This is a genomic window from Mesorhizobium oxytropidicola (assembly GCF_056174625.1).
In genome coordinates this window covers 6,823,134-6,837,762 of sequence record NZ_CM149692.1, presented here as the reverse complement: position 1 = coordinate 6,837,762, position 14,629 = coordinate 6,823,134, and the positions used below count along the sequence as shown (strand labels likewise).

Here is a 14,629-nt window from a genome sequence, read left to right as displayed (position 1 = left end):
TGCAATTGCGCGGCGTTTGACGGCGATCAAATTCTGATACGGCAGCCGGCCTAAGATGGCCGACCGTCGACGGAGTGAGGTCATGAAGCATTTCAGGGAAAAGGCAGCCGTCGCGATGGGCGCCGGATCAGATATCAGCGCTGCGTTGGCAATCAATTGGGCTGCCCTCGCCATGCATGTGATTGGCACCGATCACGATATGGCGTCTGCCGCAGCAGCTATTAGCCAGATCAGCTCGAGGCCCGGCAACGCGCATGCCTGTTCGGCGATTCCAGAAAATGATGCAGATCAATGCGCAACGCACCGTTTGCGAAGATTTTGATGCGATGTGGAAACCAATCCTAAGCGCTCCGTTTGGTCGCGATCTCGAACTCGCCGTCTTCGATGAAGACGGCGAACACGCGCTTGTGTTTGCCTGCAGAAGGGTGAAGGAGGGTTGGAAGAATGCTGCCACTGGTGCCCGTGTCGACATCCGGCCGACCCACTGGCGCGATTGGGACTTGGGGCGGGCCCAGGTCGGAATTCGCAAACCTCTTGAAAACTCTCCCTAGGGTCGGGATTCCACGATCAGCGCCATGCGCACAAGATGTGACAGGCTGCTTGCGCCCATTTTGCTCATGACATTGGCGCGATGGATTTCGACCGTGCGCGGGCTGATGCCCAGATCGTAGGCGATCGTCTTGTTAGGCAGACCCGAAACAAGTCCATCCAGCACCTGCCGCTCGCGCTCTGACAAGGTCGACAGACGCGTGCGGATATCCGCAGACTGGGGAGGCGCCGCGTTTGCTTGGTTCCGATTGGCCAGCGCGGAGCGAATCGCTTCGATCAGCATTTCGTCGTCGAACGGCTTCTCGATGAAATCGGCAGCGCCTTCCTTCATTGCCTGAACGGCAAGCGCCACATCGGCGTGGCCGGTCATGACAATAACCGGAATCGTATGCCCGCCCACTCTGAGCTGACGCAGGAACTCGATGCCGTCTATGCCCGGCATGCGCACGTCGGTGACAATGCAACCGTGGAGATGGCCAGTCGCCGTTGAGAGAAAAGCGGTGGCCGATTCGTGCAGGCGTACTGCGAAGTCTGCTGTTGCCAGAAGAAAACCGAGCGACTTGCGGACGTCGACGTCGTCGTCGACCACGTGCACCAGATCACTGTCGGCCATTTGTGACCTCTTCCTTCTCGACGATGCGCAAGGTGAACCGGAAAGCGGTTCCGCCGGCCGGCATTACCTCGGCCCATATATGGCCACCGTGCGATTCCACGATGGTGCGGCAAATGGAAAGGCCGACACCCATGCCTTGCTTCTTGGTCGTTACAAATGGCTGGAAGAGCTGGGCCGAGACCTCCGGTGCGAGACCCGGGCCTGTATCGATCACGCTCACCTCGGCCATCCCATCATCCCGGGCAATGGTCGTGACTTTCAATTCGCGGCGCGGCGCATCCTGCATGGCCTCCACCGCGTTGCGCATCAGGTTGAGCAGAACCTGCTGAATCTGGATGCGATCGGTCAAGACCAGTTCGGCGGCAGGGTCAAGCTTGTAGCTGACGAGAAGATTGAGCTCCCTTGCGCCAACCAAGGCCAGGGATGCGGCTTCTTCGATCAGCATCGGCAGCCGTTCGACCTGGCGCTCGCTTTCGCCCCTGGCTACAAAATCCCTCAGATGACGGATGACGTCGCCTGCCCGCAAGGCTTGCTCAGCTGCCTTTTCCACCGCATCCCGCAGCATGGGCGCATTCTCGTCCTGGCTTTTCTCGAGCAGCCGACGACTGCCTTTGAGGTAGTTCGTGATCGCCGTCAGTGGCTGGTTGATCTCATGAGCAAGCGTCGAAGCCATTTCGCCGAGTGCTGTAAACCGCGCCATGTGCAGCAGCTCCTGCTGCTGCTCCTGGATTCTGGCTTCTGCCCGGTGGCGTTCGGTGAGGTCGCGGCAGAAGCCGGTAAAAAGCGTCCGGTTCCCGGGTGCATCTCGCCGACGGAAAGCTCCATCGGGAACGTCGTGCCATCCTTGCGTGCCCCGGTCACGGTGCGCCCGAGCCCGATGATCCGGCGCTCTCCCGTCGTCAGGTAGCGAAGCAGATAGGCATCATGCTCGTCGCGATAGGGCGAAGGCATCAGCATCTTCACGTTTTGACCAATGACTTCGCTTGACTGGTAGCCGAACAGCGTTTCGGCAGCGGTGCTGAAGGATTCGAATCCCGCCCTGTTCGTCGATGACGACCATGGCGTCCGGCACTGTTGCCAGGATCGATCGCAAATGGTCCTCACGCAGCCGAAGTGCTGCGTTTGCAAAGGACAGGTCGCTGACATCCGTGCCTTCAATGAAGATCGCGGTGATACGGCCGTCGTCGGCCTTGACCGGCTGATAGACAAAATCAAGGATGCGCTCCTCGACCGGCCCATCGGCTTTGTTGCGAAGGCCAACCTTCACCCCGTGGCCGATGTAGGGCTCGCCGGTCGTGTACACATGGTCCAGATGTTCGAAAAACTCATTCCCTTCGAGCTCGGGAAACGCGTCCCGTACTGACATTCCAACCACTTGCCTGTGGCCGATCATTCGCTTGTAGGCGGCATTGGTCAGTTCGAAAACGTGACCTGGCTCGCGCAGGAGCGCTATAAAGCCCGGAGCCTGATCGAACATTTGCGACAACAGTGCTTTCAGTGTCGTCCCGCCGGGCGACAAACTGAGCGCTTCGTCTTTGATCACCTGAAATTCCCCGGTTCGAGACGCTACCGGGGCTAACTATCACTTCTCGCCACACACGCAAAACGGATCGAGCCGACGTTTTCGTGCGCAGGCCCAGTTGGCGATCTTTGACGCGCATCAAGGCATTGGACGCGGACGAATGCAATTCATCACGCATTCCATCGTTCAGCGAAAGGCGTCCGCAATGTCTTACAAGTCAATCATCGTCAACCTCGCCATCGATGCGCCTCCTGCACCCATTGTAAAGGCGGGGGTCGAGCTCGCGGAGCGGTTCGGAGCTCGTCTTATCGGCTTGGCGGCAGCGGATGTTCCGCCCTTGGTCGCCACCGGCCAAGGCATGGTCTACGAAGGCGAGATCATGCAGATCCAGCGGACGGAAATCGAAAAGCGGCTTGCCGAATTGCGCGCCGAGTTCGAAAGGCTGGTTCCTGCTTCGATCTTCAGCGAGTGGGGCCAAGCTGTTTGCAGCCCGACCCGGTTCCTCAGCGTTTCGGCCAGAGCGGCCGACCTTATCGTTACCGGCCAGGCAGGAGACAATGTGTTTCGCGCCGTGGACGTCGGCAGTCTGACACTGGGTGCCGGGCGTCCGGTTCTGGTCGCGGCAACCAACGTCGAGCACGTCCTGGCAAAAACCGTTCTCGTGGCGTGGAAGGACACCAGGGAGGCACGGCGAGCGATTGCTGATGCATTGCCTTTCCTGGCCAAAGCCAGCGAAGTCGTGATCGTCACGATTGACACCGACCGCGACGAAAGCATTCGTGACAGCCTCGCCGATGTCGCGGTTTTTCTCGAACATCATGGCATCAAGGCGCAAACCGAGCTGATCGCCGGCGAGGCTGATGGCGACCGGTTGCTGACATTCGCACGCTCGATCCATGCCAACCTCATCGTCTCGGGCGCCTATGGCCATAGCCGCTTGCGGGAATGGGCGTTCGGCGGCGTTACCCGCACGCTGATCGAAGAGAGCGGCATAAACCGCTTCATGTCGTATTGATGATTGGCAAAGCCGGCCAGCAATCCGTCTCGCCAGAGGACGGTGCCTATTGGTCGATCGAGACCAATGACCTCCTGCTGCGTCTTGAGACCTCAGTCTCGGGGCTTGCTTCGTCCGAAGCGGCATCGAGGCTCGCAAAATTCGGCCGAAACACGCCCGCGTCAACATCAAGCGCGTCGGCCCTGGCAGTGTTTGCCAGCCAGTTCCGCAGCCCGCTGGTCCTGATCCTCATTTTCGCGGCCTGCGTATCGGCCTTCGTCGGGGATGGCCAGGAGGCTGCGATCATCGGCGCGATCGTGCTGGCAAGCTGCGTCCTGAGCTTCACCCAGGAGTACGGTGCGTCGCGGGCGACCGAAGCACTGAAACAGCGTATTTCGCGCAAGGCTATTGTGTTGCGTGACGGCGCCGAGTGCTCGGTCGCCGCCGAAGAGATCGTACCGGGCGACGTGATCCGGCTTTCGGCCGGAAACCTCATCCCTGCCGACGGTATCATTCTGGATGCGCGCGATTTCAATGTGAGCGAGGCCGTGCTGACCGGCGAAACCTTTCCCGCCGTGAAGACACCGGGACGATCGGCGCCGGATGCCGCGCTCACACTGCGCACCAACGCGGTCTTTACGGGAACATCCGTCCGTAGCGGCACCGCAACCGTGCTTGCAGCGGCAACCGGCACCCGCACGGAATTCGCGTCGATCGCCGCGGCCCTGGAGCGACAAATCCCCGAAACAGGGTTTGCCCGGGGCATCCGGCTGTTCGGCTATCTGATGACCGAGATCATGCTGGCGATCGTCATCCTGGTGTTCTTCGCCAACCTGCTGCTGCATCGACCGCTGATTGAGTCGCTGCTGTTTTCGCTGGCACTGGCGGTTGGCCTCACGCCCGAACTTCTCCCGGCCATCATCAGCGTGACGCTGGCTCGAGGGGCTCGCGCGATGGCTGCCAATGGCGTCATCGTGCGCCGTCTCGATGCCATCGAGAATCTGGGCAGCATGGATCTGCTGTGCACGGACAAGACGGGGACGCTGACGGAAGGCGTTATCCACCTCGATGGATGGCTCGATGTCGACGGCAATCCGTCAACCGATATTCTGCTCTGGGCACGTCTCAACGCGACCCTGCAGACCGGCCTGAAGAACCCGCTGGACGAAGCAATCGCCGGCGTCCCGGGCGAGGGCGCATCATTGGCGGCCTTCACGAAAGTCGACGAAATCCCCTATGATTTCATTCGCAAGCGGCTTTCCGTTGTGGTGCGGACCAAGGACGCCCAGGACCTTCTGATTACCAAAGGCGCCGTACAAAATGTCCTCGAAACCTGCAGCTTTGTGCGAACAGCCAAGGGGCTGGAACCTCTCAATGAAATGCACCGTGCGGCAATCGACGGAAAATTCCGGCGCTGGAGCGCGGACGGCTACCGCGTTCTGGGCTTGGCAGTCCGTCCGTTTGAGGGCCAGAAAACGTTCAGCAGGAAAGACGAGATCGATCTCGCCTTCGCGGGCTTCCTGCTTTTTCTCGACCCGCCAAAGAAGGGCGTCAAGGAGACGCTTGCCGAGCTCGCCCACCGCGGCATCGCGGTAAAGGTCATTTCTGGCGACAACCGTTACGTTGCCGCGCATCTCGCCCAGGCGATCGGCTTGCGCGCCGACAGGATCATGACCGGCGAGGAGCTTTCGAAATTGACCAAGAGCGCGCTCTTCGCAGGAGTGCAGCACACCGACCTCTTCGTCGAGATCGACCCCAACCAGAAGGAGCGCATCGTTCAGGCCTTGCGGAGCAGGGGCCATGTCGTTGGTTACCTTGGCGACGGCATCAATGATGCGCCTGCCCTTCATGAGGCAGACATAGGCATCTCGGTCGACACCGCTGTTGATGTTGCGCGCGAAGCGGCCGATATCATCCTACTCAAACAGGATCTCGGCGTGCTGGTGCGCGGCGTCGACGATGGCCGCAAGACCTTCGCGAACACGATGAAGTACATTTCCATCACCACCAGCGCCAATTTCGGCAATATGATCAGCATGGCTGTCGCGTCGCTGTTCCTGCCTTTCCTGCCGCTTCTGGCCAAGCAGATCCTGCTCAACAATTTCCTTTCTGATGTTCCTTCACTCGCCATTGCAAGCGACAACGTCGATCCCGACCAACTGCGCCGGCCTCGCCACTGGGATATCCGTTTTGTGCGGCGGTTCATGATCAGCTTTGGCCTGGTCAGTTCACTTTTCGACTTCGCGACCTTTGCATTCCTTCTGTTCTTTGCGCGCGCCACGGAGGCCGCCTTCCAGACCGCGTGGTTTGTCGAGTCGTTGCTGACGGAGCTTGCCATCGTGCTCATTGTGCGCACGCACAGGGCTTTCTGGGCGAGCCGTCCAAGCCCGTTGCTTGCCTGGCTTACATTGGCTGTCGGGATTGTCGCGATCATGATCCCCTATCTGCCGTTTGCTGCCTGGTTCGGCTTCGTGCCCTTGCCTCTGCCCGTACTTGTCGGGCTTGTCGCAATTACCGCGCTCTATCTACTCGCCTCGGAGGCGACCAAGCGCTGGTTCTTCGGACAAGAGAGCCGGGCCCGCAAGAAGAAGTTGCTTGCCGGCCAGCGGTCCTTTCTCGATCGCCTCGTGGCCAAGGTTTAGCGCCATGCTCCCTGTTTGGGGCTCAGAGATCGGCAACAATGCCGCCTGTTGATCGAGATCAACGCCGCCCGCCGCCAACATGCCAATGATGGCCAGCAGGCAGGAGTGATCACCATGACCTTTCTCGATTACCTGATTTCAGTTGATGCCAGAACCACCTTGATGGACCGCATGATGCGGAAGCTCGGCGTCGACAGACAATTGAAAGTCGTAGCCGACCATGCCGCCGTCACCAGCCGGGCGGTGGACCGCTGCCGTTCCTGCGGGCACCAGGACGAATGCTCGGTCTGGCTCGACGAACATCAGCAAGCCGATAACCCGCCAGACTATTGCCGCAACAGCGACCTGATCGCTCGACTGCAGCATGCGGCCGGTCAACGCTAGCCATTCGAGTACTCTGCCTGGACGATATCGTGCTGTCCGTGTTCTGACGAGAGTCAACGCAAACCGAGTTTGCAGTTGATAGGTTTGCATTCCGCGGGACCAGGCAGTTGGACACTCTATTTTTTCTGGAAGCATTCTTGCTCTTTGTCGCACCAGGGCCAACCAACGCTCTTTTGCTGGCGGGGTCGGTCAAGCGGCAGAAGGCGGTCAAGCTCTTGGCCGCTCAGGCATGCGGATACGGGATCGCATCCGCGTGCTGGTTTTCGCTGCGTCCCTTCGTGTCGCCCGACGCCATTCAAATACTTAGGCTGGTAGCAGCCGGGTGGCTCGTCATTATTGGCCTGCGTCTGACGGCAAGCGCCCGGATCAACGCTGCCAAAAGCAGCGACGCCATTTCTGTTGCGGTGACCAGTGCTCTCAATCCGAAGGCCTTCATCTATTGCCTGGCTATCGTGCCGATGAACATCGAGCCGCGCGCGCTGGGGATCTTCTGGATTGCGCTTCTGGTGATGACAACCGCCACCGGATCGGTGTGGCTTTTGCTGGGTCGGCGCTTCAGCGAAGGCAAAACATTGGTAGAAAAAGTTACGGGCGCGGCGCTTATTGGCTTTGCCCTGTTGCTCCTTCGACCATTGATACCCCTGGTCGCGCCCTAAGCGCGGGGAAGCCTTGGGCGAAGACTAGCAACGCGGAGAGGCAAGTGGTGCCTCGCTGCGGATCAGTGGTCTACTCCGCTACGAAACAAGGACGACCGAGACGGGATCGGCGCAGAAGAGATTATCCTTGACAGCATTGACGCCGGAGACGTTTTCGGCAGCGACTATTGCTGCCTGGCGCTCGCGTTCGTCGAAGATGGCGCCGCTCAGTGTCACCACGCCTTTGTCCACCATTACATTGATCAAATCGTTGCCAGCCCATTTCTGCCTCGCAAGCTCGGTAGCGATGTTCTCCCGAATCTGTTCGTCATCGATGACCGTAGCGGCTCCATCCGGAAGGACGCCGAGCAATGCCCGCAGAAGATCAGAGCGGGTGATGATGCCGACGATTTTCCCAGCTTCGACGACCGGAATGCGTTTGACATGGTGGCGCGTCATGAGCTCGACGACTTTCGCGAGCGATGCTGCAGGGGATGCCGTAACGACATCTTGCGACATCACCTCCTCAACCCGTCGACCATTGGCGCGGACATATTCGTCGGCGGCCTTTCCGGGGCTGACGAGAAATTCCAGCCAGCGCGAACGCTTGCGCTCCGTGCCCAGTTCCCCGCGTCGCAGGAAATCGCCCTCGCTGACGATCCCCACCAGCCTGCCGTCGTTGCGAATGACGGGGAGGCCGCTGACCTTTTTGGAGAGCATCAACCCGGCCGCCTCGGCGATCGATGCGGACGGGTCTATGCCGACGACTGGCTTGCTCATGATGGCTTCGGCTTGCATGTTCGCTCTCCGGAGTTTTCCAACGTCCGGCTTCTTTAGATTTCACATGAACGAAGCGCCTTGATCTGAATCATTTTTCCGTCGAGGCAAATAGTCCAAAACCTTGAATGACGGGGCGCGAACCGGTCAACCAGCTATCGCGGTCTTGGCGACGTTCACCCCAAGTTCGTAGACAAGCAGTCCACCGTAGTAGGCCGTTGCAGTGACCAGAAATGCTCCGCAAACTTCGATCAGAGGAATGGCGATGGTCACAGCCCGAAACTCGCGATTCCGTATCCAAAGCGTGAGCCTCACAAGTCCCCAGATCAGGAAGGCAAGGGCAGTGATACCTCCCAGGCTCTCGTGGATCTCCGCGATGTCGCTGCTGAAGCCGGCCGCTTCGGCATGATCCAGCGCAAGACCTCCGAAGAACCAGGTCCCCATAGCCAACACTCCGGCAGCCAGGGCCACAAAAGTAGAGATCGTACCGGCTCCCGATCTCCTGGTGACGGCGCTGCCACCAACGAGCGCTACAAGGTCGATAGCCACGAGCAGGTAGATCAGAACAATAGGAAAATGAACAAGCATGGGATGGATATGTTGAATGGGGATCACGAAAACTCTCCGGAAATTGGCAAGGGACTTTGAGGACTTTGATAATTTGCCGGCTTTGCAGCCTTGGCCCACGACATTGGCAAGCGTTATGTGCTGTGGCGGGCCACGCACCGCTAACGGGAGACCTAGTCGTTGTCGTCGGCCTCATCGCCTTGCCGGTCGTTACACGCATCGTCGCCGCCCTTGATGGCTTTCGGGGTGGAGGCGTCCTGCATGGGGATGGCCTGCAGATCGATCGGACCGGCTGGGACAACAGACGATGACGTCCCACATGATCCTTCGTCCGATTCAGCAGCCGCCGGCAGGGCAAAGATCGTGAGGCTTGCAAGTGCCGCAAGGACAGGCATGGAATTGCGCATGGTCTCGTATCCTTATCGACGCGGCCATGATTGGACGCAATGACGCCTTGATATGGACCCTTTGCTTGCTGTGGGCTGAGGATGATTGACAGCAAATTGAAAGCTGCAACGTGCGACATGCCTTGCCGATGAAAAGACAATGGAAGCGTTTGGCGGTGCTGGGTCTCGCGGGACTTGTCCTGGCCATGCCTCTCGCTGCCCGAGCCGACGAGGACGATGACGGCGACCATGACCGGGCGCGGGATTTGTACGAGCGCGGCGAAATCAAAGGCCTTGCCAATATACTGGACATCGTCCGCGCCAAAGCTCCCGGCGATGTTGTTGCGGTCGATCTCATCCGCAAGGCCGACAGATGGGTCTACCGGTTTCAGGTCGTCGGTGCCGATGGCCGGCGAAAGACCGTCGACGTCGACGCCGGTGCCGGTGTCATCATGCGCGATGGGGAGGGTGACTGATGAAGATCCTCCTGGCCGAAGACGAACCCCGTATCGCTGCCGATATCGCGACCGCCCTCAAGGCATCCGGGATGGCGGTCGATATCGTAAAGGATGGTGAAGCTGCCTGGTTCGCAGGCGATATCGAGAATTATGACGCCGCAATCCTGGATCTCGGATTGCCCAAGCTCGATGGTCTTACGGTCTTGAAACGTTGGCGAGCCAATGAGCGCAGGTTCCCGGTTCTCATTCTGACCGCAAGAGGGATGTGGACCGAACGCGTCGACGGCATCAATTCCGGTGCGGACGACTATCTTCCCAAGCCTTTCGAAATGGAAGAACTGCTCGCCCGGTTACGGGCAATCCTGCGTCGCTCGGCCGGGCAGGCGGCACCGGTGTTGAGGTCCGGGCCGTTGCTCTTGGACACACGCCAGATGCGCATTTCGCTACGCGGCATCCCCATTGCGCTTTCGCCGCTGGAATACCGGCTCCTGGCGTTTCTGATGCACCACGCCGGCCGGGTGGTGGCGCCGACCGAACTTGCCGAGCATTTGTACGATTCAGGCAACGACCGCGATCCGAACACGATCGAGGTGATCGTTGCGCGCCTGCGTCGCAAGCTTGGGAGCGACGTCATCGAAACGAGGCGCGGATTCGGGTATCTGATGCCCGACGATTCCCGCTGATGGGCAACTCTATCCGGTTCAGGCTCTGGTTGGCGGCAACGATCTCGATCCTGGTTGCTCTTGCCATCGCCGGCGTTGGATTGCGCTATCTGTTCGAACTGAACGTCGAGCGGCGCGTTGTCAGCGAGCTGACGGTTGACCTGAACGATCTTATTGGCGCGACCAATTTCGCCGCCGATGGGCGTGTTTCGGTTCAGGCGGCTTTGGCCGACCCACGTTTCTCCATTCCTTTTTCCGGCCACTACTGGCAGGTGCAGGATACCGGATCCGGCAACCTTGTCCGCTCGCGTTCACTATGGGACGCGACGCTTGCCTTGCCTGATCGCGCAACGAACGGCGAATTCAGGGAGATCAAGGAATTCAAGGGGCCACAAGGCGAGCTCACCATCGCCGTCGAGCGCACGATCATAGACGCCAGTGGCCGGTCGTTTCGCGCCGTCGTGGCGGAAGACCATCAAACGGTGAAGGAATCCGTCGATGGGTATGTCCGCGATCTTGCGCCAGCCCTTGTTCTGCTCGCCATTGCTCTCATGGCGGCCTTCTTCATCCAGATCACCGTCGGCCTTGCGCCTCTGGAGACCTTGCGGGTTTCGGTCAAAAACGTGATTGCGCAGCGATCAGCGCGCCTCGATGTGGTGGCACCAAGCGAGGTGCAGCCGCTCGCGGACGAAATCAATCGCCTTCTCGATGCCCAGGAGAGGGCACTTGCGCGAGCCCGATCGCGCGCGACCGATCTGGCGCATGGTCTCAAGACACCGCTGCAAGTCCTGTCGGCCGATATCCGCGCCTTGCGGAAAAAAGGCGAAACGGAGCTGGCCGATGAGATCGAGAAGAGTGCCGCTGCGATCCGGCGCCATGTCGAGCGGGAGCTCGCGCGCGCCCGCCTCGCGCCCGGCGTCTCCGGCAAGGCATCCTGCGTTGTGTCGGACGTCGCGGCTGGCGTCATTGCCGTCGTCAAGCGGACGCCAAGCGGCAAGCAGCTTTCATTCAAGATAGACGTTGCGGAAGATGCGACGGCGCCAATCGACGAAGGCGATCTGTCCGAGATCCTCGGCAATCTGGTCGAGAACGCCGCCCGCTACGCAAAATCGTCAGTCCGTGTCGGTGCATCCGCCGCCGCAGGCGAGGTGGTTGTCACCGTCGCCGATGATGGCCCAGGTATACCGGATGCCGATCGGGAGTCCGCGCTGTCACGTGGTGTCCAGCTCGACAGTAGGGGCGGCAGCAGCGGTCTTGGCCTGGCCATCGTATCCGATATCGTCGAAGCCTATGGCGGACGCCTTGCCATGGCTAACGCCGATCCGGGTCTGGTCGTGACCATTTCCTTGCCGCGACACAGTTGAGCCTGCTTCTTCAGGCAAAACCCGGGAAATAGTCGACCTTTATCCTCGAGCGGCGAACGCCCATGGCCAACAGCTTCTGGCGCAGCGCCTTGACCATCGTCTGCGGGCCGGAAATGTAGAAAGTGCGCTCGAGGTAATCGGGTATCGCCAGACGTATCAGGCGCTCGTCGATATACCCGGGATATTGACCGCGCTCGCCACCGCTCGCCACAGCGTGGATCGTCTTGATGCCAAGTTCCTGCCTGGCCGCGCCAAGCACGTCGCGATAAGCAATGTCTTGCTGGCCTTCGGTTCCGTAGAGGACGACGATCGGGCGCCGCTCCTTACGGTCGAGGAGATATTGCAGCATCGAGCGGAACGGCGTGATGCCGATGCCTCCAGCCAGGAACGCGATCTTGGTTTCACGCCGGGCGGGCAGCGTGAAGTTGCCGGCCAGTTGCGCGGCGTGGATCGTGCTGCCTGGCTTCATGGTCATCAATTCGCGCTTGAAGGCACTTGATTGCGGATAGAACTTGACGCCGAGGCGGACTGTTTCCTCCGTCGGCGCCGAGGCGACCGTGAAATAGCGCCGGTTGCCGCGGTTGTCGGCACGATCGAGGCCAAGCGTCCATTCGAGATACTGGCCGGCCTCGAAGGCGAGCTTGCGCGGCGACCGGAAGACGAAGTCAAAGCTGTCCACGGCCGATTGCTCAATGCGTTCAAGAGTCAACACGAAGCGTCCCTTGGGGCCTGCCGCATAGGCAAACAGGTTGCCGGCAAGCAGCGCCAGTTCCGGTGTGAAATAGAACGAGCCGATATGGATGTTGGGAGCAAACAGAAAGCCGACGATGGCGGCAAAGGCGATACGCGGCCAATGCATCGTCGGCGCGGTCAGCGGTTCGGTCAGCATCACAAAGGCAAAGAACAGCAGCGGCGATGAACCCAGTGTCTCTGCGAGCGCGGTCCAGTACTGCGCTGGGTCCGTGGTTGCCAGAATGGTCGCCAGCGCCACGACAACGAAGGTCGAGACAAGATCAAGCCGGCGCAGTTTCCGGACGATAAGCATGCCGCCGACGAGCACGAGTGGAAGCAATGGCAGATTGCCGCCCACCCACCAGGTGGCTGGTTGGTCGAGCAGCAGCGCGGACAGCGCCACGCCCAGCGCAGCCGGGTTGAAAAGGTGCTTCCGGCCGATGGCGAGAATGAATTTCGATGAAATCGCCCAGACGGACACGAATGCCACCGCCGCGATCCCCTTAATGTCCGTGACCGCAACCGGATCGAGGATAAGCGCCAGGATGAGTGCGGTGATGTAGACGGACTCGTTGTTGGCCGGGACTGCGAAGACATGCGCAAAGACCTTGTTGGTGATCCAGCAGGCGGCCAGCGCAAGCGCCGTGGTGAAGGCAAGCGCAATCGGATCATGTGGCACCAGCTTGACGAAGCCGAGCACAAACGCCGCGCCGACCAGTGCCATCAGATAGTAGAGGACCAGCCTGTACATGGTCAGGTGATCGAGAAATCGGTCGATGGTCTTGATCATGGCAGGCAAAGGGCTCCGAACCCGGTCGTCGGCGTAGCGCGGCCATTGGCGTCGACGAGATAGCCCTCCAGGCCAGGCGTCTGCTCGATGAAGAGAATGCCGCCCCGCCCCATGGCGAAGGCCGCGGTGGCGAAACGATCGGCTTCGAGCACATCGGCGCCGATCACGCTCAGGCTGACGATGTCCTGGATCGGACTGCCAATTCCATGCGGATTGTAGATGTGTTGACCGCGGACATAGGTGCCGGAGGTTGCGACACCGCGACCGCGGGGATACACGATCTTTACGATCTCGTCCGCATTGAAGGGATTGCGGATGCCGACGCTCCAGTCATGGCCCGATGCATTCTTGCCGCACGACTGGATATCGCCGCCCGCCTCGATGAAGAAATCACTGATGCCGGCCCGTTGAACGATCCCGGCCGCATTGCGGATGGCCCAGCCCTTGACGATGCCGGAAGGATCGAGCGAACCGTCGGGCTTGCGAATATCGAAGTATCCGTCCGTCTCGTCTTTCGTCTGCTTGGCAATGGCCAGCACTTCCATCATCTCGCCGCTCCAGTCGACGACCGGAACGTCGCCGCGGTTGATGGCCGCGATCTCGCTGTCGGCCCGGTACGTGCTGAAGCGTCGGTCGATATGTTCGAAATAGCTGAAGACCGTGTCGATCAGCTCATCGGTCGACGTGCCACCGATGTCGACTGTGATGGGCATGCCCATCAAAATTCGCGTGTCTCGCATGGACCTACGACGACGCTTTCTTCAGCGCGCCGCGCAGCGACTGGATGAAAGCCCTGCTGGTCAGCGTCGCGCCCGAAATAATATCGACATTGGCGCTCTGGGCGCTGATCGCTTCGTCGCGCAGCATGGGTAGCGCCTGCCTGTTGATGTTGATGGAGGTGCGCCGGTCGGAGGGATATTTCAGCACTTTCAGCGCCGTAAGCTGCCCGCCCTGTACGAGGGCCTGGATTTGGATGATGCCGTAGTAGGCATCGGCGGCGGGACCGGTGTAGACGCCGTCGGCATAGCCCTGGGCAGCGAGCTTCATGCCCGTACGGATGCCGCGCGCTGGCGTCTCCGGGTATGCCGGCCTCGGCTGGGGGACCGGTATGTAGACGGCGGGAGTTACGGCGAAGGAAGGTGCTGTTGGCGCAGGATCGGAGGCAGCCGAAGCCACTGGCCGAGCCGACGGCGTTGGCGACGGTTGTGGTGCCACCGGAGCCACTGTCTGCTTGACTGGATCATTAGGCCGTTTGGCGGGCACGGCTATGGCAGCCGTCGTTTCCCGGGCAATGGGGAACCTTGTTCTGAACCAGGGATCGAGGGGCGCCGGCGAGGTCCGAAGCACCGGCAAAGCCGCAGCGGATGCGGGCTCTTTTGGCTGCACGGAAGGCGCTTCGGCTGCATCGGCCGGCAGCGCTTCGCCGAGCATATCGTTTGCCGGATCCTTGCCGGCCTGATCCCAGACATAGGCGCCGGAGGCAGCGATCACGAAAAGCGACAGTGCAATCTGTTTCATCGGAATTGTGTTTCCACGTCGAATCTCGCAGGGCGG

General features: G+C 60.3%; 16 protein-coding genes and 1 pseudogene. 9 read left to right on the top strand and 8 right to left on the bottom strand.

Annotated features, from left to right (window positions below; translation table 11 throughout):
• Window positions 1-82: 82 nt before the first annotated feature.
• Both AC0V8S_RS34030 and AC0V8S_RS34025 read left to right on the top strand, forming a co-directional pair.
• Window positions 83-322 carry a hypothetical protein gene (locus tag AC0V8S_RS34030; RefSeq protein ID WP_475436002.1) on the top strand — a complete coding sequence of 80 codons (240 nt, stop codon included), beginning with the start codon at window positions 83-85 and terminating at the stop codon, window positions 320-322.
• A complete protein-coding gene (locus AC0V8S_RS34025; RefSeq protein WP_475436000.1) occupies window positions 279-551 on the top strand; it encodes a hypothetical protein in 273 nt (90 codons plus the stop codon). The genes AC0V8S_RS34030 and AC0V8S_RS34025 overlap by 44 nt, the downstream gene beginning before the upstream one ends.
• Here the strand turns inward: AC0V8S_RS34025 and fixJ are convergent.
• Both fixJ and AC0V8S_RS34015 read right to left on the bottom strand, forming a co-directional pair.
• Window positions 548-1,162 carry a response regulator FixJ gene (gene fixJ, locus AC0V8S_RS34020; protein WP_475435998.1) on the bottom strand — a complete coding sequence of 205 codons (615 nt, stop codon included), beginning with the start codon at window positions 1,160-1,162 and terminating at the stop codon, window positions 548-550. The two genes, AC0V8S_RS34025 and fixJ, sit on opposite strands and share 4 nt — an antisense overlap.
• Window positions 1,149-2,705: pseudogene (locus tag AC0V8S_RS34015) on the bottom strand (PAS domain S-box protein). Before AC0V8S_RS34015 ends, fixJ begins: the two are co-directional and overlap by 14 nt.
• Before the next feature lie 184 nt (window positions 2,706-2,889).
• Between AC0V8S_RS34015 and AC0V8S_RS34010 the strand changes: the two are divergent.
• The 4 genes from AC0V8S_RS34010 (at window position 2,890) to AC0V8S_RS33995 (ending at window position 7,360) form a co-directional block, all read left to right on the top strand.
• Window positions 2,890-3,699 (top strand): universal stress protein, encoded by an 810-nt coding sequence (locus AC0V8S_RS34010; RefSeq protein WP_475438750.1) that lies wholly within the window; start codon window positions 2,890-2,892, stop codon window positions 3,697-3,699.
• The gene (gene mgtA / locus AC0V8S_RS34005; protein ID WP_475435997.1) at window positions 3,699-6,320 is read left to right on the top strand and encodes a magnesium-translocating P-type ATPase; all 2,622 of its coding nucleotides are present in this window, start codon (window positions 3,699-3,701) and stop codon (window positions 6,318-6,320) included. Before AC0V8S_RS34010 ends, mgtA begins: the two co-directional genes overlap by 1 nt.
• A gap of 48 nt (window positions 6,321-6,368) precedes the next feature.
• Complete coding sequence (locus tag AC0V8S_RS34000; protein WP_244420622.1) at window positions 6,369-6,704, top strand: DUF6455 family protein; 336 nt, start codon at window positions 6,369-6,371, stop codon at window positions 6,702-6,704.
• Between the two features lie 137 nt (window positions 6,705-6,841).
• Window positions 6,842-7,360 carry a hypothetical protein gene (locus AC0V8S_RS33995; RefSeq protein ID WP_475435995.1) on the top strand — a complete coding sequence of 173 codons (519 nt, stop codon included), beginning with the start codon at window positions 6,842-6,844 and terminating at the stop codon, window positions 7,358-7,360.
• Window positions 7,361-7,438: 78 nt separating this feature from the next.
• Here AC0V8S_RS33995 and AC0V8S_RS33990 read toward each other — a convergent pair whose 3' ends face one another.
• The 3 genes from AC0V8S_RS33990 to AC0V8S_RS33980 form a co-directional block, all read right to left on the bottom strand.
• Window positions 7,439-8,137: a CBS domain-containing protein gene (locus tag AC0V8S_RS33990; protein WP_475435993.1), complete on the bottom strand. Its 699-nt coding sequence runs from the start codon at window positions 8,135-8,137 to the stop codon at window positions 7,439-7,441.
• Between the two features lie 126 nt (window positions 8,138-8,263).
• Window positions 8,264-8,731, bottom strand: coding sequence for a DUF2231 domain-containing protein (locus tag AC0V8S_RS33985; RefSeq protein ID WP_475435991.1), 468 nt, complete (start codon window positions 8,729-8,731; stop codon window positions 8,264-8,266).
• 125 nt (window positions 8,732-8,856) lie between these two features.
• Window positions 8,857-9,090: a hypothetical protein gene (locus tag AC0V8S_RS33980; protein WP_475435990.1), complete on the bottom strand. Its 234-nt coding sequence runs from the start codon at window positions 9,088-9,090 to the stop codon at window positions 8,857-8,859.
• Between the two features lie 155 nt (window positions 9,091-9,245).
• On the opposite strand from AC0V8S_RS33980, the gene AC0V8S_RS33975 reads away from it, so the two are divergent.
• From AC0V8S_RS33975 to AC0V8S_RS33965, 3 genes are read left to right on the top strand one after another with little or no spacing between them, the layout of a single operon-like run.
• Entirely contained in the window at window positions 9,246-9,545 is a 300-nt protein-coding gene (locus AC0V8S_RS33975; protein WP_475435989.1) for a PepSY domain-containing protein, read from the top strand.
• Window positions 9,545-10,210: a response regulator transcription factor gene (locus AC0V8S_RS33970; RefSeq protein ID WP_475435987.1), complete on the top strand. Its 666-nt coding sequence runs from the start codon at window positions 9,545-9,547 to the stop codon at window positions 10,208-10,210. The genes AC0V8S_RS33975 and AC0V8S_RS33970 overlap by 1 nt, the downstream gene beginning before the upstream one ends.
• Window positions 10,210-11,553 (top strand): sensor histidine kinase, encoded by a 1,344-nt coding sequence (locus AC0V8S_RS33965; protein WP_475435986.1) that lies wholly within the window; start codon window positions 10,210-10,212, stop codon window positions 11,551-11,553. Before AC0V8S_RS33970 ends, AC0V8S_RS33965 begins: the two co-directional genes overlap by 1 nt.
• A gap of 10 nt (window positions 11,554-11,563) precedes the next feature.
• Here AC0V8S_RS33965 and AC0V8S_RS33960 read toward each other — a convergent pair whose 3' ends face one another.
• Genes AC0V8S_RS33960 through AC0V8S_RS33950 form a run of 3 tightly spaced genes read right to left on the bottom strand, consistent with a single transcriptional unit; the run spans window position 11,564 to window position 14,593 of the window.
• Window positions 11,564-13,075 (bottom strand): FAD-dependent oxidoreductase, encoded by a 1,512-nt coding sequence (locus AC0V8S_RS33960; protein WP_475435985.1) that lies wholly within the window; start codon window positions 13,073-13,075, stop codon window positions 11,564-11,566.
• Window positions 13,072-13,794 (bottom strand): FAD:protein FMN transferase, encoded by a 723-nt coding sequence (locus tag AC0V8S_RS33955; RefSeq protein ID WP_475435983.1) that lies wholly within the window; start codon window positions 13,792-13,794, stop codon window positions 13,072-13,074. Before AC0V8S_RS33955 ends, AC0V8S_RS33960 begins: the two co-directional genes overlap by 4 nt.
• A 25-nt stretch (window positions 13,795-13,819) precedes the next feature.
• A complete protein-coding gene (locus tag AC0V8S_RS33950) occupies window positions 13,820-14,593 on the bottom strand; it encodes an FMN-binding protein (RefSeq protein ID WP_475435981.1) in 774 nt (257 codons plus the stop codon).
• Window positions 14,594-14,629: the final 36 nt, after the last annotated feature.